The organism is Steroidobacter agaridevorans, assembly GCF_009932555.1.
GTDB classification, from domain to species: Bacteria; Pseudomonadota; Gammaproteobacteria; order Steroidobacterales; family Steroidobacteraceae; genus Steroidobacter; species Steroidobacter agaridevorans.
In genome coordinates this window covers 303142-325948 of the sequence record NZ_BLJO01000003.1, presented here as the reverse complement: position 1 = coordinate 325948, position 22807 = coordinate 303142, and the positions used below count along the sequence as shown (strand labels likewise).

Below are 22807 nucleotides of genomic sequence, written 5' to 3'. Positions count from 1 at the left end.
TCGAACCTCCGTTTGTCCGGGGCCAGTCCGACATGAGTGCTACCCAATCGCAATACGGGACAGGTGTACCAATGATGCTTTAACCGTAGCGAATCCACCAATACGCCGCCCCGGCGAGCACACAACCCACCAGCACCCACACCATGCTGAGCTTGTAACGCGCCAATGCGATGAACGCGGCCAGGCTCAGCAGCACCGCACCCGGCTCGATAGTTGTCCACTCCGGCACGTCGAGCCGCATCGGGCCGGCGTCGATGCGATTCACTTTGCCGAACAGCGTGTGAATCGCAAACCAGATCGACAGGTTCAGGATCACACCGACGACGGCCGCGGTGACGCAGGAGAGCGCCGCGTTCAAGCCGCGATGGCGACGCAGCGATTCCATATAGGGTGCGCCCAGGAAGATAAATAGAAACGAAGGCAGGAACGTGACCCAAGTGGTCAGTAGCGCTCCGAGCGTCGCGGCCACCCACGGATTCAGTGGTTCCGCGAAACGATACGCAGCGAGGAAGCCGACGAACTGCAGCACCATGATCAACGGCCCGGGCGTCGTTTCGGCGAGCGCCAAGCCATCGATCATTTCTCCCGGCTGCAGCCATTGAAGATGTTCGACGGCTCGTTGCGCCACGTACGCAAGCACGGCGTACGCGCCGCCGAATGTGACGACCGCGGTTTGACTGAACATCACGCCCTCTTTCACCAGGACGTGCTGCGACCCCAACCACACCGCCACTGCCGCGACCGGGGCCAGCCACAAGGCGAGGCAGGTAATCGTTACGACAACGGCGCGACGCGTCGAGGGCTGCGCGTGAGAGAGGTGGCCGTCGGCCTGCATGCGGTCGACGATGTACTCGCCATCATCGCTGATGTCAGACGCCGAACCATGCGAGTTGCCCGCTACGTACTTCTTTGCGAAGAATCCGATCAGGGCCGCGCCGAGTACGACTAACGGAAACGGCACATGAAACGCCCAGATCGTGATGAATGCCGCCGCGGCAATGCCGACCATGAAGCTGTTCTTCAGCGCCCGACTGCCAATGCGCAGGACGGCGGAGACGACAATGGCAAGTACGGCTGCCTTGAGCCCGAAGAACACAACCGTCATCGCCGCGACATCGGCATAGCGAACGTACAGCCAGCTCAGCAGCAACATCGCGATGACGCCCGGCAGGACGAACAACCCACCGGCGACGATCCCGCCCCAGGTTCGATGCATCAGCCAGCCGATGTAGGTCGCGAGCTGCTGCGCTTCGGGACCGGGCAGCAACATGCAGTAGTTCAAGGCGTGAAGAAATCGAGACTCACTGATCCACCGCCGCTGCTCCACCAGCTCACGATGCATGAGCGCGATCTGCCCCGCCGGGCCGCCGAAGCTGAGCCAGCCGATACGAGACCAGACTTTGAGCGCCTCGGAGAACGAGACCGTTCTCGGAGGGTTCGCCGCGGGAGGAGAATCGGAGACGGTATCGGTGGTGATGCTCACCGCCGGGATTTAGAGCCACGGATGACAGGTGGTCAAGCGTAATCCACATGTGACCAGCATGTTACCTCCGCCCGGTGCCGGGAGGACACATCTCCCTCCCGGCGGCGCGAGTCACAACGCCTCCGGTCCGGTCAGATAGCCGACCACCCACCGCCGAGCGCCTTGAACAACGTGATCGATGCATTTACGCGCGTCAGCTTAGCCTGCACCAGTGAGTCTTCGGCGTTGAGCTGCGAGGTCTGGCTTTCAAGCACGGTCAGCAAGTCATCCGACCCTGCCTGATATCTCGTCGTCGCGAGCCGAAGCGCCAGCTGCGCCTGCTCGACCGTCTGAGTCAGCAACAACGTGCGCTGATCCGCCGTCGACACCGCGCTCAGGCTGTCATTCACTTCCTTCACACTTGTCAGCACCGTCTGCAGGTATGTCTCCACCAACTCGCGACGGCTCGCATCGGCCAACTGCACCTGACCCCGCAACTCGCCGCCATCAAACAAGACCTGTGTGAGTGACGCGGCAAGCGATGCAACGGATGCCGACCCGCCCGTCAGCCAGTTCGTCACCACACCTGTCGCACTCAATTCCATGTTCGGGTACAGCGCCGCCCGCGCCACGCCGATATCCGCGTTCGCCGCAACCAAGTCCGCTTCAGCCGCGCGCACATCAGGCCGACGCTGCAATAGATCGCCAGGCTGACCCGCCGCAATCGAAGGCAACTGCGTATCCGCAAGCGTTTCAGTTCGAACAGTGAAGTCCTGCGGCACGCGACCGAGCAGCAAGGCCAGCGCGCTCTGCGTCTCCGTCAGACTCTGCTGCAATTGAGGCACCTCAGCCTCGATGTTCAACAACGCCGTGCGCTGCTGAGCGACATCCAAACCGCTCGCCGCACCTTTGTCGTAGCGAACTTCGACCAGCGACATCAGCGACCGCGCCGCCTCGAGATTCTTCTGCGCAATGGCCAGCCGATCCTTCAACGCCAGCGTCTGGAAATAATAGGAAGCCACATCCGCCTGCAACACCAGCCGCGTCGACTCCATATCATATTCGCGAGCCGCGACGCGGGCCGCAGCCGCCTGCACGTTCGCTCGGTTTCCGCCCCACAGATCCAGCTCATAACTCACCGACAGCTGCGAATCATCCGACGACGCCAGTGACCGCGCGCCATTCAACTCTTTCTGCCGCGAGCCGCCGACCGACATCGTCGCGTACGGCACCAGCCGGCTGCTCGCCATCTTTGCCGTCGCCTTCGCCTGCTCGATGCGGGTCGCCGCCGCCGCGAGATCGTGATTCGCAGCGAGCGCTTCAGACATCAGCTGCTGCAGCTCCGCATCTTTGAACAGATCATTCCACTCGCTCGGCGAATCACTCGTCGCCGCGACCGCCTGATCCACCCATGACTCCGGCAAATCAGCGCTCGGCCGCTCATACGTCGGCGTCAGGCTGCAGCCGGCGAGAACTCCAAGCACCGCAACCGCCACAGCCCGCTTCAAATAAGTACTCATGTTCATTACTCCGATGCCAGGGCGACGACGGGATCCATGTAGGCCGCTTTCCGCGCCGGCAGATATCCGAACAGCACGCCAGTGAGCAGCGCTGAAGCAAGCGCCAGCAAAGCAGGCGTCGGCGTGAAAGCGACGTTCGTTCCCAAAGCTCGCGCGATGAAGCCCGCCGAGAAGCCGAGCGCAACTCCGATCAAGCCGCCGATGCCGCAAACCACCAACGCTTCGGTGTTGAACTGAAGCAGGATGTTGCTGGCCCGCGCGCCAGTCGCCATACGCACCCCAATCTCACGAGTCCGCTCGGTCACACTGACCAGCATGATGTTCATTACACCGATGCCGCCAACGATCAGCGAGATCGCCGCCACGCAGCCGAGCAGCAACGTCAGCGTGTTCTGCGTCGACGCAGCCGCGGCCATGAACGAGCTGGTGCTGCGGATCTGGAAGTCCTCGAGGTGATGCCGGGACATCAACAACTGACGGATTTCCTCCTGCGTCTCCGCCGTCCTTTCATCCGACGCCAGCTTCACATTGACCGAACCGAGGTACTGCTGACCGAACAACCGGTTGAAGCCCGTGGACAGCGGCACGAACGCCGCGTCGTCCATGTCGGAGCCGAAGGAATTCGCGCCCTTGGTCGAGAGCACACCGATGACTTCGAACGGCGTGTTGCCCACCAGCACGAACTCTCCCACCGGATCCTCATCGTCCGGGAACAGATTCTTCGCGACGGTCTTGCCGATCACGATCACGGTCGCATAGCTGCGAACATCCTCGTCCGTGATGAACGTGCCGTTCTCCATCGGCCAGTTCTGCGTCACCTGATACGTCGGCCACACGCCGGTGATGTTGCTCTGATAGTCGATCGAGCCCATACGCAGCGTGGCGCGCGTCCGTCGCTCCGGCGACACGGCGACCACGTTGTCCAGCTCGGAGATCGCCTCCGCATCGGTGGGAACCAGCGTGGCGATGTCACCAGACGGCCGCGTGCCGGGCGCACCAGGAAATACGAGCAGCAGATTGCTGCCCATCGCCGAGATTTGCTTCATCACGGCTTCTTTGCTGCCATTACCGATGGCGAGCATGGTCACGACGGCGGCGACGCCGATCATCACACCGAGCAGCGTCAGAGCGCTGCGGAACTTGTTGGCACGAAGCGATCGCATGGCCATCTTGACCGCCTCCTCCAGGTCGTCGAACCAATTCGCATGCGCCGCGGCCGAAGCACGCTCGGAGGACTTGCCGGCAACCGCACGTTTGACGCCCGAGTCATCGACAATCCGCCCATCTTTGATATGCAGAATGCGCTCGGCATGCTCGGCGACGGAGGCGTCGTGCGTGATCAAGATGATCGTGCGCCCCTCCGAGTGCAGTTGCTTGAGCAGCGCCATCACTTCGGCGCCGCTGCGACTATCGAGCGCACCCGTCGGCTCGTCTGCGAGAATGACTTCCGCATCGTTCATCAAAGCGCGAGCAATCGACACGCGCTGTTGCTGGCCGCCGGACAGCTGATTCGGCCGATGATCCGTGCGCTCGCACAAGCCCAGCTTGGCGAGCAGGCTCTTCGCGCGCTGCCTGCGCTCGTCCTGCGCCATGCCCGCGTAGATCGCAGGCAGCTCGACGTTCTCCGCCGCCGTGACCGTGGCCAGCAAGTTGTAGCGCTGGAACACGAACCCGAACGTGTCGCGACGCAGGGCCGCCAGCTCATCGGGATTCAAGCTGCCCACATCGACGCCGTTGACCTCGTAGCGGCCTGCGCTCGGTCGATCCAGGCAGCCGAGGATGTTCATCAGCGTCGACTTGCCGGAGCCCGACTGGCCCATGATGGCCACGAACTCGCCGCGCCGGATTTCCAGCGATGCATGGTCGAGCGCGCGGATCTCGGAGTCGCCGCTGACATAGACGCGACTTGCGTCGACGACTCGAATCAACGGGGTATTGGCGTCCATTGTGTTCTCCCGATGTGCGGCTTTAGAGACGCGGGCCCATCTGTCGGCCACCACCTTGCGGAGCTCCGCCCGCCGGCGGTACCGCAGCCGCGACCACCAGTTGATCACCCGGCAATAGCCCGGAGACGATCTGCGCCATCGAACGATTGGTGAGGCCCACCTTCACATCGCGCTCGACGACCCCGTCGTTGGTCAGCACCTTCGCCTTATAAACATTCGCGCCGGCGTCACGTTGCGCCTGCAGAGCATTGATCGGCGCGAGCGGCACATCCTTTGCTTCACCCAAGGTGAAGAACACCTGCACCGTCATCTGCGGCAACAACAGCTTCTCGTGGTTGTCCACATCGATGAGCACGTTGTAGAGCACCACATCGTTCTCGACGACCGGCGTTGGATATACAGCACGCACCTTGCCCTGCCACTTCTTTTCCGGCATGCCGAGGGTCGTGAACGTTGCCGGCATGCCCACTGCGATGCGGCTCACGTCGGCTTCCGCCACCTGCGCCCATGCCGTCATCACATCCAGGTTTGCGACCTGCACGATGACGGGCGCGGATTGCGAGGCATTCACCGTCTGGCCTTCAAGCGTCGTCTGCGATGCGACCGTGCCATCGAGCGGCGCATAGATCTTGGTGTAGCCCAAGTTGGCGAGGTCACCCGCGAGCGTGGCTTCGGCGGCTTTGATCTGAGCGCGTGTCGCGGCGACCGTGGCGTTCGCGACTTTGGCCTGCGCGTCAGACTGATCCACGGTCGTCTGGCTGATCGCGTCAGCCGCACGCATTTCCTGATTGCGCTTCAACTCGGTGGCTGCGAGTGCGGACTCCGCGAGCTGCTGATCCAGCTGCGCTTTGAGATTCTCGAGCGTCGCGCGGTCCTTTCGAACCGTGGACTCGTACACAGTGGGATCGATCTCAGCGATCAGATCGCCTTTGGAAACGCGGTCGCCGATCTGCACGTGGATCTTCATGACGCGGCCGGACACCTGAGTGCCGACGTCGACATAATCCTTGGGCTCGATGGAACCCACGGCGGTGATGCTCTTTTGCAGGTCGCCCCGGGTCACGGCCACCGTGCGCATGCCGGCATCGTCGTCCTTGCCAATGTAATGGCAGGCCCCGGCCACCACCGCGGCCACCAGCACCGCCGGCACCGGCAGCTTGCGCCAGCCGCTGAATTTTCCTGTCTGCTGCATGCCTCAGCCCTCGCCACCCGTGTTTTTCATGGGAATCAGCATGGGCGGCAAACGTGGAGGAAAATTGAAGACTTTGTGGAGTTGGCCCCCAAGCCTTGCCGGAAGCCGCCCGGCGGGCCTTAATGACGCCCTATGAAATGGAGCATTTCGACCAAGTTATTCCTGGTCCTGGTGGCGATCAGCATTGCAGCCGTGGCTGCAATGGGCGTGTCCGCGCGCATCAGCTTCACGCGCGGCTTTATCGGCTATCTCAATGAGCAGAGCACGACCTATGTCGAATCGGTCGTTCCCCGATTGGCCGAAGCCTACAAAAACGAGGGCAGCTGGAAGTTCCTGAACCATAATCCCCGTGCCTGGTACCGCCTGCTCGACACTCGTCCGCGTCGCGAAGGCCCGCCGCAATTTTCCGAAGTCGACTTCACCGCCGTGCAGCTGCGAATGACGCTGCTCGATGCGGACAAGGAAATCGTCATCGGCAACCGCACTCTGACGCCCGGCGCGCCGATGCGGGCGATCGAGGTCGAAGGCAAGACCGTGGGCTGGCTGGCGCTCGTGCCCTATCAGCAGGCGACGGCCGCCGCCGACGTGCGTTTCCAAAAGCGTCAGCTCACGCAGAACTGGCTGATCGGCCTCGGCACCGTTCTGATCGCGGCGCTGGCCGCATGGTGGTTGTCGCGCTTGCTGGTGACGCCGCTCACAAGAATCGCGTCGGCCACTCACAATCTCGCGAGCGGCGACTACACCGTCCGGATTCCCGTGACGTCGAAAGATGAGATCGGCGGACTGTCGCAAGACTTCAACCGGCTCGCCCAGGCGCTGGCCCACAACGAGCAGCTGCGTCGCTCGTTCATGGCGGATGTCTCGCACGAGTTGCGCACGCCGCTGTCTGTGCTGAAAGGCGAGCTCGAAGCCATCGAAGACGGGGTGCGCAGCATGACGCCCGAGACGCTGGCGTCCCTGCAATCGGAAGTTGCGACGCTCAACAAGCTGGTCAGCGATCTCTACGATCTGTCGCTATCCGACATCGGCGCGCTCAGCTATCGCATGACCGATGTGGATATCGGCGAGGTGCTGCACTCCACGCTCGCAGCCTTCCAGCAACGGCTGGCCGAGCGCGGACTCAAAGTGGAAACGCACATCGATTCGCCGGCCATGATCAATGGCGATGAAGGCCGGCTGCAGCAGCTGTTCAACAACCTATTGGAGAACTGCGCGCGTTACTCGCAAGCCGATGGCACCATGCGAGTCGCTTGCCGGAACACCAATGGCGAGGTGCTCATTGAAATCGAGGACTCCGGGCCTGGCGTGCCGGCCGATATCCTGCCCCGAATCTTCGAAAGATTCGTGCGTGCGGAGGCTTCACGCAATCGCTCGCACGGCGGCGCGGGATTGGGCCTGGCCATCTGTGCCAACATCGTCCAGGCTCACGGCGGTACGATCACGGCGAGCGCTGCGCCTCTGGGCGGTTTGCTGATCAGCATTCGACTGCCGCTACTGCGTACGTTGAAGGTCTGACATGAGCGACGGCGCACCGCAAACGCGAATTCTCATCGTCGAGGACGAGCCCAAGCTCGCGCAACTGCTCGCGGACTATCTCACCTCGGCGGGCTATTGCACGCAGATGATCGGCGACGGTCGCGAAGTCGTGCCCGCACTGAAGTCAGCGCATTTCGATTTGATGCTGCTCGATCTGATGCTGCCAGGTCGCGACGGTTTGGAAGTGTGCAAGGACGTGCGCGCGTTCAGCAGCATTCCCATCGTCATGGTGACGGCGCGGGTCGAAGAGATCGATCGACTGCTGGGCCTGGAGCTGGGGGCGGACGATTACATCTGCAAACCGTTCAGCCCTCGCGAAGTCGTCGCGCGAGTGAAGGCGATTCTGCGCCGGAGTCCGCAACAGGTGCAGGCGCAGGTCGAATCCAAGCTGAAGATCGACGAAGCGCAGTTCAAGGCCACACTCAATGGCCAGACGCTGGATCTCACGCCGGTGGAGTTTCGGCTGCTCAAAACATTGTCAGCGTCGCCCGGCCGCGTGTTCTCGCGTCAGCAGCTGCTGAATACGTTGTACGAGGATCATCGAGTGGTGACCGATCGCACCGTCGATAGTCACGTGAAGAACCTGCGCCGCAAGTTGCAGCAGGCGAATCCCGGCGACGAGCTGATCGAATCGATCTACGGCGTGGGCTACCGCTTTACGCTCTAGTGCTCGCGTCTCACCGGCGGCGGCATGCGCAGCTCGTGTTTGCGCACGGAATTGAGATAACGATGCACGCGCTCGGCGTCTGGTGTGCCGAGCAGGTCGGCAGGCCGGCCGCCCAATGTTTCATTCGGCGTACCCAGCCACGCCTTCGCCCGTTCCACCGATCCCAGCACTTCCACGATCGTGCGAAACAGGCCGACGACTTGCAGCGCGCCCTGCCACTCTTCCCGCTGCGGATCGAGCACGCGTTCGCCCGCCCGCAATTGGGCCGCTTCGTGGGCCGACATATGTAACAGCGAAGATAAATTCTCTGTCATGTTGAGCTGATCGACGGCTCGAAACACCGCCTTGGTCAGCAAGGCCGGGGACAGTTGCTTCAAATCTGCACGGTCTGCAGCCACGCTTTGGCCTCATCGAGGTTCTCGAACGAGCGCATCGCTATCCCACGCGGCGCTCGCGACATGACATTCGCGACGGACTGCTTGCCGAAAAATCCGTTCGGGCATTTGCTCGCCACCGCCTTCAGGCCGCCGCTCAGGGCGCGGGGCAACCAGTCCTCGCGAAGCCAGGTCTGATCGTCGGCCGGAATCACCGCGAGCGCGCTGTCGTCACCCAGAATTTTGTGTAAAGCATTCCGTCGCAACAGGTCGAGAGCGCATTCCTGGACGAAGCGCAATTGCGCGCTGGTGGCGTAGCGCCCCCACACCAGCATGACGCACGGAATCGCCGCATCCACCGAGATCCGGCAAATAGGATTGTCCGCGATGTTCGCGACCAGCCTGGCGCCGTCGCTGGATTCCGTCCGGACCACTTCCGTGAGTTGCCGCAGGAACTCCGTTTCCCGCCCTGCCGCTGCTCCATCCGTCATTTCGACTCGACCGCCCTCCAAATTCCATAAGGTCGATCATAGTGGGATATGCGCCCGGCCGCGACCCTCGCGGATTCGACTCCGTTCAGGCCGCGGCCGGCCGGCACTCGGGCAGCACGAAATAGAACGTCGCGCCCGCGCCGGGTTGCGACTCGGCCCACACACGCCCGCCGTGCTTTTCGATGACCGATTTCACGATGGTGAGGCCCAGGCCCGTGCCTTCGAACTCGCGCTCGGAATGCAGGCGTTGAAAGGCGCCGAACAGGCGTGGCGCATAGCGCGGATCGAATCCAACACCATTGTCGCGGACGAAATAAGCACGATCGCCCTCGACTTCGGTGGCGCCCACCCAGATCTCGGGATTGGGCCGGGTCTGCGAAAACTTGACCGCATTCGAAATCAAGTTGCGCAACGCCAGCGTGAGCAAGCCCGCATCGGCGCGCACACATTCGGACGCCAACGCGATGTGCACTTCGGCGGGCGGTTGCGGATTCACCTCCTCCACCACCTGCCGCATCAGATCGGCGAGCTCCAGCTGCTGAGTCTGCAACTCGCGCTGGCTCACCGAGGCAAGCTTCAGCAGATTGTCGATGATGGCGTCCATGCGCTTGGTCGTGTCCATGATCGCATCCATGTGGCGCTGGATCCGTGGCGCGCTGGCCGTGCCCAGATCTTCGCCGAGCAACGATGCGTAACCTTTGATCGCCCGCAGCGGCGCGCGCAAGTCGTGCGACACACTGCGAGTGAATGCTTCGAGATCCCGGTATGCCGCTTCCAGGCGGCGATTGGCCGTTTCCAATTCCTGCGTACGCTCGCTCACCCGTTGTTCGAGCGTCGCATTGAGCAGCTTCACCTGTTCTTCTTGCTGGCATCGCGCCGTGATATCCCGCAGCGACGCGAAGAACACCGTCTGGCCACGGCGCAGGGTGGATGCAATCGAGATGGCGACGATGATTTCGCTGCCGTCCCGTCGCAGCGCCGGCATCTCCACCCGCTTGCCGAGCACAGTGTGCCTGCGAACATGAAAATTCTTTATCGCATCGACGTGCGCGTCACGCAGGCTCTCCGGCACGATGAGCTCGGCCAGCCGTCGGCCGAGCACGTCGACCTTGGTCCAGCCGAAGGTCTGCACCGCCTGCTTGTTCCATTCGAGGATCCGGTCCTCGGCATCGATGACGATGAACACCTCGAGCGAGTTCTCCAGAATCGTGGCCGCGTCCCGCTCCTGTTCCAGCAAACGCTGGTCGGCCAGCACCCGTTCATGCAGCACGTGCCGGCTGCGAGCCATCGCGAACGCCAGGCTGCTCAACAACAACGAGCCGCACGCGCCGACGATCCAGACGATCCACACCGGCACGACCTGATTCTTCCTGATCATCGTTGGCGTGGCTGCCACACGCAGCGTCCAGCGATGCCCGCCAACGACGACATCGCGTAGGACGTACATCGACTCGGCGACGTTGGGATCATCGGGAGCGCGTCGATAGAGCAGCGCGCCGGCGTTCGGCTGCCGATCGTCATACAGCTCGAACTCCACGTCGCGCGGATCGCCTTCGAATACGTGCTCCATGAAATCGCCGGCCCGGAATGGGCTATAGACATAGCCGATCAGCGCCGCGCGTCGCTCGGTTGCCGAGGATGTGGGCAAGTCGCGCTGGTAGACCGGCACATACATCAGAAAGCCCGGCTGCGGCTTGGAGTCGATTTCCTGCACCAGGGTCACTTTGCCCGACACCGCCGCGATCTGCTCGTCGCGGGCCCGCTCCATGGCGACCCGGCGCACGGCCTCGCTGGCCATGTCGAAGCCCAAGGCCTGCTTGTTCCGTTCGTCCTGCGGCTCCAGGAAAATAATCGCGGTCTGCGGGTGCTCGTCGCGGCCAGCCGGATTGCTCCAGAGCTCGATGGGAAAAGCGTGCAACTGTTCGGGACTCAACTTGCTGACGACTGCCGTGAACCCGAATCCCTGCACTCCGCCCAACACCTGGCCCAGGTTCAGCGGCCGCGCGAAACGTCGCCATTGCTGTTCGGTAATAGGCCAGGCGTCGTCGATGAAACCTGCGCCGGCGCGCAGCATCGCTTCACAGGCCATCAATCGATCCTCGATGGCGTGCTGACTGTGAGAGGCGCGTTCTTCCAGCGTGCTCAATGTGAGAGTGCGTGCCGCCTCATCCATGGACAGCGCGAACGCCGCCGTCACCGCGGCCCCGAGCCCGAGGATGGCTAGCGCGACCGCCCCTGGAAACAGCCATCCAGAACGAGATTGTTCTTGTGGATGGTCCAACCTACCAGGCACGAATTGCCCGTCCCGTACGCTCATCGGCTCCTGGTCACCGTCCCCTGACGGCCGACACTATCGCCGGGCAGCACGATGCCGCATGGGTAGAAATACGATTGTGGGGTCCACGCATCGCCCGCCTGCGGCTAAGGGCAACGCAGTGACGGTCAAAGCGAACGCGCGATCTCGCCCGCGTCCGTGCAACTTTCCAGCGTCATGATTCGTTCGACCCACGAGTCGATCGTAACAGCGCTGGGTTGCGAGCGCGCCCGCTGGCAACAGTCGCGAAATTTTGCAATGAGCGCCGCGTCCGATGCGGGGCGTTGGGGACTGCCGGACGGTTCGTCGATCTCGAGTTTCACTCGCCTGCCGTCTTTCAGTTCCAACTCCACCGATCCGCGTAACACATCGGCCCCGGCGGTCGCCGAGCGCGTGGGATCGGCTGCAAAATGCACGCGACTCGCGAGGTCGAGCACGGCCCCGTTGCCGAGCGCACCGTCAGTGAAATCATCCAGCGTCACAGTGCCCCGATGCATCGCTGTCGCCACTGTGAACGGCAGACTGAACTTCGCATCGATGGCCGTCGCCGGCCGCTGCTTCTGAACGACAGGCTCCGCCAACATCAGATTGAGACGGCTGCCGATCAACCGCACGCTGGCGACATTGTTCGGATCGATCCGGTGCTCGCGGACGAGTTGCGCCGCTGCTTCGATATAAACATGCGTTCCGCGACAGGACGGCCAAGGTTTGAAGGCAATGTCATCGATTTCGAAACGCTCACCCAACGAGTGAGTCAACGCCTCGGGCTCATACGCTCCTCTCGCATACAACGCAAAGAAGCCCGCTCGGCCCTCGAACGGGCGATCGAACCCCTTCACTCCTTTGCGCGCGAGCAATGCGGAAGTCACGCCGATCTGCGCGGGGAATGCATCGCGTACGGCCCGAATGTGAGAGTGCGGACTGAACTTCAGCTCCGCACTGCAGGTCGCCTGGCAGAGCGTGAGTGAGAAGGCATCCGTCAGCTGCGATTCGTCGAGCCTCAAGAGCCGGCCCACGGCAGCAGTCGTTCCGAACGCAGCGATGATCGGAGGCGGATACCAACCATACTCATCCAGCGGCACCCGGAGTGCGAGCCCAATGCGACACGCGACGTCGCAACCGGCCGCGAGCGCTGCGATCAGCTCTTTGCCGTCGATGGGAGCGAAGGCTTCGCACACGGCCAGCGCCGCTGGAATCGTCGGCGCATTCGGATGCAAGAGCGCTCGATCATGCGCATCTTCGAAGTCCAATGCGTGTGCAAGAGCGCCGTTTGCGAACGCCGCCATCGCCGCGGGCACCCGAGCGCCCGTTGCGAACACGGTGCTCTCCGGTCGACCACCCTGCTCCACTGCGAAGTCGACGAACGGACGGCACACAGGCGCCAGTCCGGTGGCTGCGAGCGACACGCCCAAGCCATCCAACAAACAACGTTTCGCCATCTCGCGAGTGTGCTGAGGAATATTCTCGTAGCGGGTGCCCGCTACGAAGGCCGCTAGCGCATGGGAGATCGAATCTGTCATCGGTTACTTGGCAGCGTCGGGCTGTAGCCCGTTGGAAGCATCGTCAGGATTGTTGGGTGTTCGCGCGCGTGAGATCCAATGGAGGGTCGCGAGCGCGGCGATGTAGAAGGCGGCGAGCGTCCACACCAAGCCGCCGAACGATCCGGTGGAATCGTGCAAGCTGCCGATCAACGGATGCGCGAAAACGCCGGAGCCACTGCCGACGACGGTGATCATCGCGAACGCCGCCGCGGCGGCACGCCCTTCCAACAATTGCATGGCCAGCGCCCAGAACACGCCTTGGGCTCCACCGGCGCCAAGACAAGCCAGCAAGAAGGCGGCGAACGCGAACGCAGTACTCGATTCCTGCAGCGCTGCCGAGCAAAAGAATCCGAACGTGGCAATCGCCACCGAGATCCGCAAGGGTGTCGCTCGATCCTTTACTTTGTCCGAGCTTCGGCCGGCGATCAGGCAGCCGATGCTGAAAGTAATCCACGGCAAGCTATTGAGTGCGCCGACGGCGAGATTTCCGGCGCCCGACACCTGCCGGATCATCAGCGGCATCCAGATCGTCATGACATTGATCGCCAGCACCATCGTGAACAGCACGAAGCCCAGCGCCCATACCATGGGATTGAAGGCCGCTTCGCGGATGTTGCGCAGGGCGCCGGTGTGCTCCGACTGGTCGGCGACCTGGCTCAGCTCACCGATGAGCCAGGCGCGTTCTTCGTCATTGAGGAACTTCGCATCGGCGGGTGTATCGGGAATCAGCTTCAGACACAGCAGCCCCATGAGCACGGACGGCCCCCCTTCGAGAATGAAGAGCGACTGCCAGCCGTGCAAGCTCGCCCAGTCCACGTCCAGCAATGCGCCCGACAGCGGCGACGCGACGATCATCGAACATGGCACGGCGACGAAGCTCACGCCTACTGCGTAGCCGCGCACGCGCTTCGGAAAAATACGGCTGATGTAGTAAATCATGAAGGCATGGAAGCCGGCCTCCGCCATGCCGAGCGCGAATCGATTCACCAGGAACCAGAACTGATCCGGCACGAAGGCGGTCGACGTGGAGACCAGGCCCCACGCGCAAGCGATGATCGCGAAGCCACGACTTGCCCCCAGACGCCGCAGCAACTCGGCATTCGGCGCCTGAAACAGCAGATAAGCCAGCGTGAACAGGCCCGAGCCCCAGCCGAACACTTCCGCGCTCAAGCCCAGCGCGTCGTTCATCTGCAGCGCTGCGAAGCCGATATTGACGCGATCGATGGCGAAAAAGAAATACAGCAGGAACACGATGCTCGCGACGTGCAGCATCAGCTTTCGTTCAACGCGCTTCTGAATGTCCACGCCGCTCTCCGACTGCTTCAACGACGCGCGAGCGCCTTCTGATACTGGTCGCCCGCCTCGGCAACGATTGCGTCTGCATCGGCTGGCAATAGCAGACGATCCTTCACCAGTGCTAGGGCGGCCTGCTTCACCGACTGCACATACGCATCTCGCGAGGCGTAGCGCTCCTCGATCGACAAGCGTGGATCCTTGCGCTCCATGCGCTCTTGCCGAGTCGCGGCGAAAGGCACGTGCAGTCCCGTCGCCATGCACAGATCGCCTTCGCCGAAGCCCGGCTTACGCACGTTCCATCCCGCGTTGGTCGCGAGCGGCACGCTGACGAATGGATGACGAATACCTCCGATCATCAATCCGTCCGCATCCGCTTGCGGCACGAGCAACGGATAGGAACCGACCCGCTTCGGCGGTTCGTGGCCGAAATCGTAGTAATGCTTCGCGGAGAACGCGCCGACGTACGTGGCCTCGGGCAACTTAGGAAAGTTGTACGCGGACTTCGCCACCAACTCACCTCGCGCCACGGTGGGATAGCGACTGGCCGGCGGTGCTTCATCGTTCGTCACCCAACGATCCAACGCCGTGAATAGCGCTCGCGCGAAGACGCTCCAATCAATCCTCGCTGGCGCTGGAGCTGCACAGAATGGTGGGCTCATGCCGGGACGGGGCGTCGACGTATGCTCGGTGCCCGCAAACACATACACGCGCACGCTGTCAGGCATCGTGAGGTCACGGCTGCTCGTATCCACGTATGTGAGCGTGCCGCCGTGCCAGAGCTCGTTCTCCGAGTCGATATGAATGATGCGAGGACAGGTGCGCGTGGCCGAGCAACGACGCATCACGCCATCGGTGCGACCGCTCAGCGCGTCGCGAGTTACTGGATAGCTGAAAGGAAACTCATCGCCACGCAATCCCCAGCTCGTATGTTGTGCGTCCTTGAGACCCGGCCGCGCGAACAGGGAGTTGACGGAGTTGCGGCCCGCGCCGGAGATCACGATGTTGGCGCCATCGAGCACGACGCGGCCGGACTCGTCTTCGTTGAATTCAGAGAGCAGCTCTTTCAGTGTTCGGCCCGTCTGGGAAGCGCCGAGGCCGATCACTTTCTTGATCGCCGACCGAAGCGGATTGCCCTCCGCATCGCTGTATCTCAGATAGGAGACCAGATCGCGCATCGATGCCAGTGCCAGCCCATAGACCACTGGGTTCTTGGCCCGGTAGACGAACTCGAACAACGCGCCGGCGCTCGTGCCCGCGGGCTTGGTCACTTCGATGCGCCACGGATCGAGATATCGCCACGCAAGGCTTGCCGGCGATACGGCAGGATCCGCATCGCGCTCGCGCATCGTCAGCGTGCCCTTCTCGTTTACGTCCGCAGCTGGATAAGAGAGATAGCCGATGAAGGCACCCTCTGCGCCTACGTCGAAAAACTGTTCTCGAGTCATCGCAGTGACGCCAGCGGCCGTCGGCAACCGGGCACTGAGTGCTGCCGAGTTCGGTTGACGCGGCAGGCGACTGCCCAACGCTACGGACATCGGCGGAGCATTTTGTAGCGGATACTCCGCCTGCCAGCCGCTCATCACGAGGGTGAAGCCGGCATCCATCAAGAAGCCATCGCCTGCTTCCGGCGCCGCACTGAAGCTGCCTCGGCCCGCGCCTGGCGCTACGCGATTCAATAATCCTATGCTCAGCGGGCGGCCGCGGTTGACCATCTCATACAGCATGCGGCCATTGCCCTTCGCCAGATCGACAGGCTTGAGGATCAGCACGTCCGCTTCGAACTCGACACGTCCTTGGGCATCGCGCGGCGCCTTCTGAATATTCACGAGGCCGGCGTTGACCGGCGCGGACGGATCGACTCGATAGTGAGCGACGGCGCGAATCAGTTCATACGCGCCCGTGGAACCAAACGTTCGACCGGCAAATGCCGGCTCGAGGGATTTCACTTCGAGCTCGACCAACTCAGCGCGGGCCAGCCCCGTGAACGCCAGCATCATCCCAAGTGCAAGCGTCGCGAACTTCATTCGTCCATCGCCTCGAGTAGCAGTTCGTCGCCCGCGACGACGTATCGTGCATTCAGTCCTTGGCTCGCAGTGTGACGCTCGAGATAGGCGCGCACCTCCTCGAACCTCGAATCGCTCGCCTTCAGGATCTCCGGCTGCGACATCGGCCCGATGAACACGGGCAGCAGGCTGATGCGTGCCGGCTCGCCTCGCGCGAGAACGCACTTCACGATGGCGCTATGCCGCGAATCCGGCGGGAAGTTGTAGGTGATGTCGAAGTTCGGCTCCCACTCCGGATGCAGCTTCTGAATCTCCCTGAATCCCTTGCTGCGCGCGTGCTTCTCGTCCATATGCAAGTCCATCGCGAAGTTGCACAGGCTGTAGAAGATGGGCTTGCCCTTGTAGACATCGACGCCTTTCAGGATGTGCGCGTGATGCCCGAGGATCACATCGGCGCCCGCATCGATCGCCGCGTGACCGACATCGCGCTGATAGTCGGCGATCGCACCTGGAATGAAGTGAATGCCCCAGTGCAGAGACACTGCGACGAAATCGACCTCTTTGCGGATCTTGCGAATGTCGTCGGTGAGCGCCTTGAGGTCGTCGCGATTGGGGAACGTGTGAACTCGAGACGGCGTGCCCGGCTGGTCATGTTCCACCTGCTCATAAATCGTCCATGCGCGCATCGGCGCACAGCCCGGACGATTCTCTTCAGCCCAGAATCCCATCGGCAGAATGGAGCTGTACGCAAGAAAGGCGACGCGACGCCCCTTCACTTCGCCGATGACCGGCTTGCGCGCTTCGGCGATGTTCGCCCCGACACCGACAACGCTCAGCCCGCTCTCACGCAAAGCATGGACGGTGTCGAACATCGCGTCGGCGCCCCAGTCCATGCAGTGATTGCCCGCCATGGATGCAACGGTAAAGCCCGCTCGCCGGAGTGCGGGCGCCGCAGCTTTCGGGCTGCGATCTGTATGCCTGACCTGTGGCAGGCGCGCGCCGCGTTCTGAGATCGGCAGTTCGAGCTGCATGAACGCAACGTCCGCCCGCTGCAACGTGGGCCGCACGTAATCGAACAGCGTGTCCGGGTCGGGCCGACTGGGACCGATGTCGCCGACGGCATAGATCAGCACATCGTCCGAATCCACTACGGCGCTACACATGAAAAGTTCTCGGCGTCATCGATGCTGCCCGCGCCTTTGTAGCGCGCCACTTTCGGATAGGGACACAGCGGTCGCGAACGCTCCACGCGCGCGGCCTTCACATTGCTCGCGATGATTCGCTCCGGCGCGACTCCTCGCTCAACCCACTGCTCTAGCGCCATCAACACATCGTGCTGAGCATCCAGCACTGGCGGATCGCCCGCGTTGCCAAAGCTGTTCGGCCCCGGCCCGCCGCGACAGTGATACATGCCGGGCACCATGAACAGGCGGAAGAAGCCCTCGGTCTTCTGTTCGCCGACTTTGCGTCGCACGGCTTCGTAGTAATTGATGCTGTTGTAGGGTGACGGTCCCGAATCGTCCCAACCGTGATACAGAATCAAGCGCGCGTTGCGGTTTGCGAAGGGAGCCAGATCGACGTTGTCGGAGATCAACGCCTTCAGTCGCTCGCGCGCGATAGGCAGGTCCCGTTCCAGGACGAACGACGCCGGATCCCAGTTCTTGTCCTGAAACACCGCGTATCGATACATGTCCGCGCCGAGCTTGCCTCGGCGCTCCAGCTCAGACGCGGGCAACATTGCGCCGATCGCAGGCGGCGGATAAATCTCGTTGCCCGTCGCATCCTTCAATGGCGAGAACAAGCCGCGCAGATTCTCCACTTGCGCCTTACTCAAGCACTGGCCCTGCTCTGCGCCCGTGCACGCCAGGGACGCAAAATCAAACTTGCACGAGGGCGGATGCTCGATGAGTGCATCCTCGACGCCATCACTCTTGTCGCACGACGCAACCATGCGCGCGACCGCAAACTCCATGTCCTGCTGTGTCAATCGACCCGGAGCAGCAGCGCCGTTCGCACGGCCGCTGAGCATCACGTACGTCGACATATCTGGAAAGCTCGTGCCGGGCGCGCCGGAGACGACGCCGTCGTAGTCTTCGGGATATCTCTGCGCCGCTGTCAGCCCCTGCTGACCGCCATTCGAACATCCCATGAAATACGAATAGCGCGCGGGTCGCGTGTAGTACGCCTTGAGAATCTGCCTGGTCGCAGCCGCAGTGAGATGTTGCGCTCGTCCGCCGTAGTCCTCGATGCGCTGCGGTTGGCCGAGAGCCCACGATGCGTCCATCGGGCCGCCTTTGTGCCCCGTATCCGTCGACGCCGTCGCGTAGCCGCGCTTGAGCCCATGGGCGAGCGAGCTGTAGTTGATGAAGCCCGCGTAACCGCCGTTACCGACACCGAGATGTTTGCCATTCCAACGTGACGGAGCCGGCAACCACACCTCGAACTCGATCTCCTTCTCGATGCGTCCTTGCACTCGACAGAACGGCTCGCTGACAGCGACCGCGCCGCGCGTGAGCGTGTCGTTCTCCACAGTCCATTGCGGCGCCGGCTCGATGAACGTCGCCTCGAGCTTCGTGTCTTTCAACGTCAGCGCCTGCAGCGCCGTGCATGAACGATCGGCCGCATGCACACCACTCACTGTGACGACTGAGATCAGCAGCGCCGCAACCGATTCCTTCATGCCACCCCCACTGCAAACATTTCTCGCCTCTCCATAAGTAAACAGAGATGGCTTCATAAGAACTTCATATGGCTCGACGCCACAAGCCTCGCGGCGCGACGATTGTTTTCTTCAGCGTCCGGTTCGTCAAGACAACAGAGACAAAATAAATTTCTTTGTGCTATTACTTCTCGCGCTCGATACGAACACACAACGATGATTCGGGGGATACATGGCGAGTCACGCTTCGACACTTCGTCACGCGATCGTTCTGGCGCTCACTGCAGCGTCGTTCAGCGCACCGCGCGCATTCGCGCAGGAGCAGGCGGCAAACAGTGAAGGCTTGAATGAAGTTGTCGTCACAGGCAGTCGTATTCGCGGCGTGGAGCCGACTGGCTCCGCCGTGATCGCTTTGGATCGCGAGGTCATCGTCGAAACCGGCGCACCGACGACGAGTGACTTGATCAGAAAGCTGCCGCAGATCGTCGGCCTCGGTGCTTCTGAAACGGCATCGGGCGCGCAGAACGGCGCTGCGAACGCAACTCGCGGCGTCGCTGTGAATCTGCGTGGCATCGGTTCGAATGCAACGCTGCTTCTGCTCGGCGGACGCCGCATGCCTCCGGCCGGAACGCAAGGTCAGTTCACAGATGCGTCGGTCATTCCATCGATCGCCGTCGAGCGCCTCGAAGTCGTCGCTGACGGCGGTTCTGCGATCTATGGCTCCGATGCGGTCACCGGCGTGGTGAACCTCGTGCCGAGACGCGATTTCACCGGTGCGGAAAGTTGGGCACGCTACGGTGCGGCCGATGACTACTACGATTGGTCCGTCGCGCAGATTGGCGGCTTCGGCTGGAGCACGGGCCATGCAATGGCGGCTATCGAGCACACTTATCACAGCGCGCTCGAAGGCAAAGACAGGGATTTCTACACCTCCGACCTGCGGCGCTTCGGTGGCGACGATCTGCGCTCACAACAATGCGCCCCCGGCACCATTCTGGTTGGCGGTGTTCCCTACGCCATTCCTGCCAACTCAACGGGGACGGGACTGACGCCCGCCTCGTTCACGCCCAACACGCGAAATCTCTGCGACAACCTGAAGCGCGGCGACATCCTCGCCGATTTGAGACGCACCAGCGCGTTCGTCGCGGTCACGCAAGACCTGGGCGATGCGGTCACCTTGTTCGCCGAGGGTTACTTCTCTCAGCGCAGCTTCTCTTTGCAGGATTCACAAGTCGTCTCCAATCTCACAGTGACGCGTGCGAACCCGTACTACGTCAATCCCACCGGCGGCACTGGCCCCATCACCGTTCAGTATGACTTTGCGAACGACGGCGGCATTCCGGAGAATCCCGGTGAGGCTGAGTCGTGGGAAGCCGTGTTCGGCGCGCGCTTCAATATCTCCACTACCTGGCAAGCGGAAACTTACGTCGCGCACGGCAAGAGCGAAGACTTCGTGCGCCGGACCCAGAATCTGAACACCACGCCTGGAGGCATCAACGCTGCGCTCGCTATCACTGACCCCGCGCTCGCGTTCAATCCCTTCGGCGGTGGTGGCATTTCCAATCCCGCCACGGTCGCGGCGATCCGCAATGGTATGTTCATTATCCAGGGCGACACCGACATGACGGTGGTGGCCGTGCAAGCCGATGGTCCTGTGTGGTCGTTGCCTGGCGGCGATGTGCGTCTGGCTCTGGGCGGCGAGTATCGAGACGAGGGATTGAACGGCCTGCTCAATCAAGGTTCCGCTGTGGCGCCTGTGTACGTGCCGAGCAAAATCTCTCGAGACGTGAGCGCCGTGTTCGCCGAAGCCTATGTGCCGATCATCGGCGCCAACTCCAGCAGCGGCCAGGAACTGGGTGTTTCGCTCGCCGGACGCTACGAGGAGTACAGCGACTTCGGCGACACCTTCAATCCAAAAATCGGCGTGACCTGGCGTCCGTTCTCGGACATCGCCGTCCGAGGTAGCTGGGGGACTTCCTTCCGCGCACCCGGTCTCGCCGAGAACGATCCGCGCTCGGGCGGCTATGGTTTGTATGGTGACACCCTGCCCTGCAATCACCGTCCGCCCGCAACGACTTGCCAAGGCATCGGCATCGCGGGTGGCAATCCGGACGTGAAAGCTGAAGAGGCGACGACCTGGTCCGCCGGCTTCGAATATACGCCGCAAGCGCTGCCTGACCTGCGTGCGTCACTCACTTACTTCAGCATCGACTATGAGAATCAGATCATCGGGCTTCGCGGCACCTCGGGGCTGCTGACCAACCCGATCTACGCGCCCTATCGCATTCTCAATCCGACGGCGGATCAAGTGGCGGCGCTGCTTGCGTCAGGCTTGCCGATCAACTCCTCCATCAATCCGGCGACGGTGACTTATATCCAGGACGGCCGTCGGCAGAACCTGGGTCAAACGATTGCGAACGGCATCGATGCAGCCATCAACTACGACTGGGACCTGGCCGGCGGTCAACTGAGCGCGGGCTTCAACGGTTCCTACTTCACCGAGCTCACCACCTCCCAGGCTCCCGGCGCGCCCCAAGTGGACGTCGTCAGCACCCTCAACTTCCCCCAACGCTTCCGCGGCCGCGCCGAACTCGGCTGGCGGCGGAATGAATTCAGCGCGGTGGCGTTTGTCAACTATGTGAGCTCGTACGATCAGGTTGGCGTTACGGTTCCTCGCAGTATCGACGCGTACAAGACAGTGGATCTGCACGTTGGATATGAGCTGTCGCAGGTGTCGGAGGGACTGTCGCTTTCGTTGGATGTGCAGAACCTCGCGGATGAGGATCCGCCGTTTGTGAATATCTCCGGTGGATATGATCCGCAGTCGACGAGCCCGATCGGACGGTTGTTCGCGGTGAGCGTTCGCAAAACGTGGTGAATCTCATGAGCATCAGAGTTCTGCTTGCATCGACTTCAATTGCTCTCCTTGCCGCAACCGCGGCGGCCAGCGATACGGCGAACGTGAAAACCATCGATGCCGACCTGATCGGCAAGCCACCCTCCGGCGAATACGGCGTGGTCGTTGAGCACGATCCATCGCTCTCGACCCACACCATCTACCGCCCCGCCAAACTGGGTGCGATCAAACATCCCGTCATGGCGTGGGCGAACGGCGCCTGCAAGAAATCCGGTCTGCTCTTCGCTGAGTTTCTCGCCGAAATCGCCTCGCACGGCGTCGTGATCATTGCCGACGGCCCGCCCATTGCCGAGAAACGCATTCCACCCGGGCAGCGTACGGAACCCACTGCTCGTCCCAGTCCCAGCTCGCTAAAGCTCGACGGCACTCCTCTCATCGCCGCGCTCGACTGGATCGAAGCGCGCAACAAGGAACAAACCAGTCGTTACTTCGACAAGCTCGACATGAGCAAAGTCGCCGTCATGGGCATGTCCTGCGGTGGCCTCATGGCGTACGGGGCTTCCAGCGACAAGCGTGTCACCACCGTCGGCATCTGGAACAGCGGCCTGCTCGAGCCCAACGCGCCCATCTTCGCCTCGCTGCACAGTTCCGTCCTGATCGTCACCGGCGGCCCTCGAGACGTCGCACATCCGAACGGACTCCGTGACTTCGAAACGATGCCCGCCGCCATCCCTGTCTTCCACGCCGTGCGCCCAGCGATCGGCCACTACGGCACCTATTCGGAAGACAACGGCGGCCCCTTCGGCGAAGTCGCCGTCGCGTGGATCAAGTGGCAACTGCTCGGTGACGAATCGGCGGCCAGCAAAGGAATGTTCGTCGGCGAGCGCTGCTCGCTATGCGTCAATGCCGATTGGAAAGTCCAACAACGCGCATTGGAATGAAAAGGAAA

Annotated in this window: 16 protein-coding genes; 4 read left to right on the top strand and 12 right to left on the bottom strand. The window is 62.3% G+C overall.

Annotated elements, in window-relative coordinates; genetic code table 11:
• Positions 1-79: 79 nt before the first annotated feature.
• From chrA to GYH35_RS12385, 4 genes are all read right to left on the bottom strand, one after another.
• Positions 80-1483, bottom strand: a complete 1404-nt coding sequence (gene chrA / locus GYH35_RS12400) for a chromate efflux transporter (protein ID WP_202624271.1) — start codon at positions 1481-1483, stop codon at positions 80-82.
• A 131-nt stretch (positions 1484-1614) separates the two neighbouring features.
• Positions 1615-2982: an efflux transporter outer membrane subunit gene (locus GYH35_RS12395; protein ID WP_161828560.1), complete on the bottom strand. Its 1368-nt coding sequence runs from the start codon at positions 2980-2982 to the stop codon at positions 1615-1617.
• A gap of 5 nt (positions 2983-2987) precedes the next feature.
• A complete protein-coding gene (locus GYH35_RS12390) occupies positions 2988-4928 on the bottom strand; it encodes a MacB family efflux pump subunit (protein WP_161828559.1) in 1941 nt (646 codons plus the stop codon).
• Between the two features lie 22 nt (positions 4929-4950).
• Positions 4951-6120, bottom strand: a complete 1170-nt coding sequence (locus tag GYH35_RS12385) for an efflux RND transporter periplasmic adaptor subunit (protein ID WP_161828558.1) — start codon at positions 6118-6120, stop codon at positions 4951-4953.
• A gap of 132 nt (positions 6121-6252) precedes the next feature.
• On the opposite strand from GYH35_RS12385, the gene GYH35_RS12380 reads away from it, so the two are divergent.
• Complete coding sequence (locus tag GYH35_RS12380) at positions 6253-7635, top strand: ATP-binding protein (RefSeq protein ID WP_161828557.1); 1383 nt, start codon at positions 6253-6255, stop codon at positions 7633-7635.
• Position 7636: 1 nt separating this feature from the next.
• Positions 7637-8323 (top strand): response regulator, encoded by a 687-nt coding sequence (locus tag GYH35_RS12375; protein WP_161828556.1) that lies wholly within the window; start codon positions 7637-7639, stop codon positions 8321-8323.
• Here the strand turns inward: GYH35_RS12375 and GYH35_RS12370 are convergent.
• The 8 genes from GYH35_RS12370 to GYH35_RS12335 form a co-directional block, all read right to left on the bottom strand.
• On the bottom strand, positions 8320-8700 hold the full coding sequence (locus tag GYH35_RS12370) for an MbcA/ParS/Xre antitoxin family protein (RefSeq protein WP_161828555.1): 381 nt from the start codon (positions 8698-8700) through the stop codon (positions 8320-8322). The two genes, GYH35_RS12375 and GYH35_RS12370, sit on opposite strands and share 4 nt — an antisense overlap.
• Entirely contained in the window at positions 8697-9188 is a 492-nt protein-coding gene (locus GYH35_RS12365; RefSeq protein ID WP_161812133.1) for a hypothetical protein, read from the bottom strand. Before GYH35_RS12365 ends, GYH35_RS12370 begins: the two co-directional genes overlap by 4 nt.
• An 85-nt stretch (positions 9189-9273) precedes the next feature.
• Positions 9274-11481 carry a CHASE domain-containing protein gene (locus GYH35_RS12360; RefSeq protein ID WP_161828554.1) on the bottom strand — a complete coding sequence of 736 codons (2208 nt, stop codon included), beginning with the start codon at positions 11479-11481 and terminating at the stop codon, positions 9274-9276.
• Between the two features lie 149 nt (positions 11482-11630).
• Entirely contained in the window at positions 11631-13022 is a 1392-nt protein-coding gene (locus GYH35_RS12355) for an MmgE/PrpD family protein (protein WP_161828553.1), read from the bottom strand.
• 3 nt (positions 13023-13025) lie between these two features.
• Positions 13026-14348 carry an MFS transporter gene (locus GYH35_RS12350; RefSeq protein ID WP_161828552.1) on the bottom strand — a complete coding sequence of 441 codons (1323 nt, stop codon included), beginning with the start codon at positions 14346-14348 and terminating at the stop codon, positions 13026-13028.
• A gap of 17 nt (positions 14349-14365) precedes the next feature.
• Positions 14366-16363: an alpha/beta hydrolase domain-containing protein gene (locus tag GYH35_RS12345; protein WP_161828551.1), complete on the bottom strand. Its 1998-nt coding sequence runs from the start codon at positions 16361-16363 to the stop codon at positions 14366-14368.
• Positions 16360-17505: a CapA family protein gene (locus tag GYH35_RS12340; RefSeq protein ID WP_161828550.1), complete on the bottom strand. Its 1146-nt coding sequence runs from the start codon at positions 17503-17505 to the stop codon at positions 16360-16362. Before GYH35_RS12340 ends, GYH35_RS12345 begins: the two co-directional genes overlap by 4 nt.
• The gene (locus GYH35_RS12335; protein WP_161828549.1) at positions 17490-19022 is read right to left on the bottom strand and encodes a tannase/feruloyl esterase family alpha/beta hydrolase; all 1533 of its coding nucleotides are present in this window, start codon (positions 19020-19022) and stop codon (positions 17490-17492) included. Before GYH35_RS12335 ends, GYH35_RS12340 begins: the two co-directional genes overlap by 16 nt.
• A 211-nt stretch (positions 19023-19233) precedes the next feature.
• On the opposite strand from GYH35_RS12335, the gene GYH35_RS12330 reads away from it, so the two are divergent.
• Both GYH35_RS12330 and GYH35_RS12325 read left to right on the top strand, forming a co-directional pair.
• The gene (locus GYH35_RS12330; protein ID WP_161828548.1) at positions 19234-21879 is read left to right on the top strand and encodes a TonB-dependent receptor plug domain-containing protein; all 2646 of its coding nucleotides are present in this window, start codon (positions 19234-19236) and stop codon (positions 21877-21879) included.
• A gap of 5 nt (positions 21880-21884) precedes the next feature.
• Positions 21885-22799: an alpha/beta hydrolase gene (locus tag GYH35_RS12325; protein WP_161828547.1), complete on the top strand. Its 915-nt coding sequence runs from the start codon at positions 21885-21887 to the stop codon at positions 22797-22799.
• Positions 22800-22807 lie beyond the last annotated feature (8 nt).

What these genes read in the sequence shown, in the direction of transcription:
- GYH35_RS12395 (WP_161828560.1), bottom strand. Translation starts at nt 2,982, where the DNA reads ATGAGTACTTATTTGAAGCGGGCTGTGGCGGTTGCGGTGCTTGGAGTT.
- GYH35_RS12390 (WP_161828559.1), bottom strand. Translation starts at nt 4,928, where the DNA reads ATGGACGCCAATACCCCGTTGATTCGAGTCGTCGACGCAAGTCGCGTC.
- GYH35_RS12385 (WP_161828558.1), bottom strand. Translation starts at nt 6,120, where the DNA reads ATGCAGCAGACAGGAAAATTCAGCGGCTGGCGCAAGCTGCCGGTGCCG.
- GYH35_RS12380 (WP_161828557.1), top strand. Translation starts at nt 6,253, where the DNA reads ATGAAATGGAGCATTTCGACCAAGTTATTCCTGGTCCTGGTGGCGATC.
- GYH35_RS12375 (WP_161828556.1), top strand. Translation starts at nt 7,637, where the DNA reads ATGAGCGACGGCGCACCGCAAACGCGAATTCTCATCGTCGAGGACGAG.
- GYH35_RS12365 (WP_161812133.1), bottom strand. Translation starts at nt 9,188, where the DNA reads ATGACGGATGGAGCAGCGGCAGGGCGGGAAACGGAGTTCCTGCGGCAA.
- GYH35_RS12355 (WP_161828553.1), bottom strand. Translation starts at nt 13,022, where the DNA reads ATGACAGATTCGATCTCCCATGCGCTAGCGGCCTTCGTAGCGGGCACC.
- GYH35_RS12345 (WP_161828551.1), bottom strand. Translation starts at nt 16,363, where the DNA reads ATGAAGTTCGCGACGCTTGCACTTGGGATGATGCTGGCGTTCACGGGG.
- GYH35_RS12340 (WP_161828550.1), bottom strand. Translation starts at nt 17,505, where the DNA reads ATGTGTAGCGCCGTAGTGGATTCGGACGATGTGCTGATCTATGCCGTC.
- GYH35_RS12335 (WP_161828549.1), bottom strand. Translation starts at nt 19,022, where the DNA reads ATGAAGGAATCGGTTGCGGCGCTGCTGATCTCAGTCGTCACAGTGAGT.
- GYH35_RS12330 (WP_161828548.1), top strand. Translation starts at nt 19,234, where the DNA reads ATGGCGAGTCACGCTTCGACACTTCGTCACGCGATCGTTCTGGCGCTC.
- GYH35_RS12325 (WP_161828547.1), top strand. Translation starts at nt 21,885, where the DNA reads ATGAGCATCAGAGTTCTGCTTGCATCGACTTCAATTGCTCTCCTTGCC.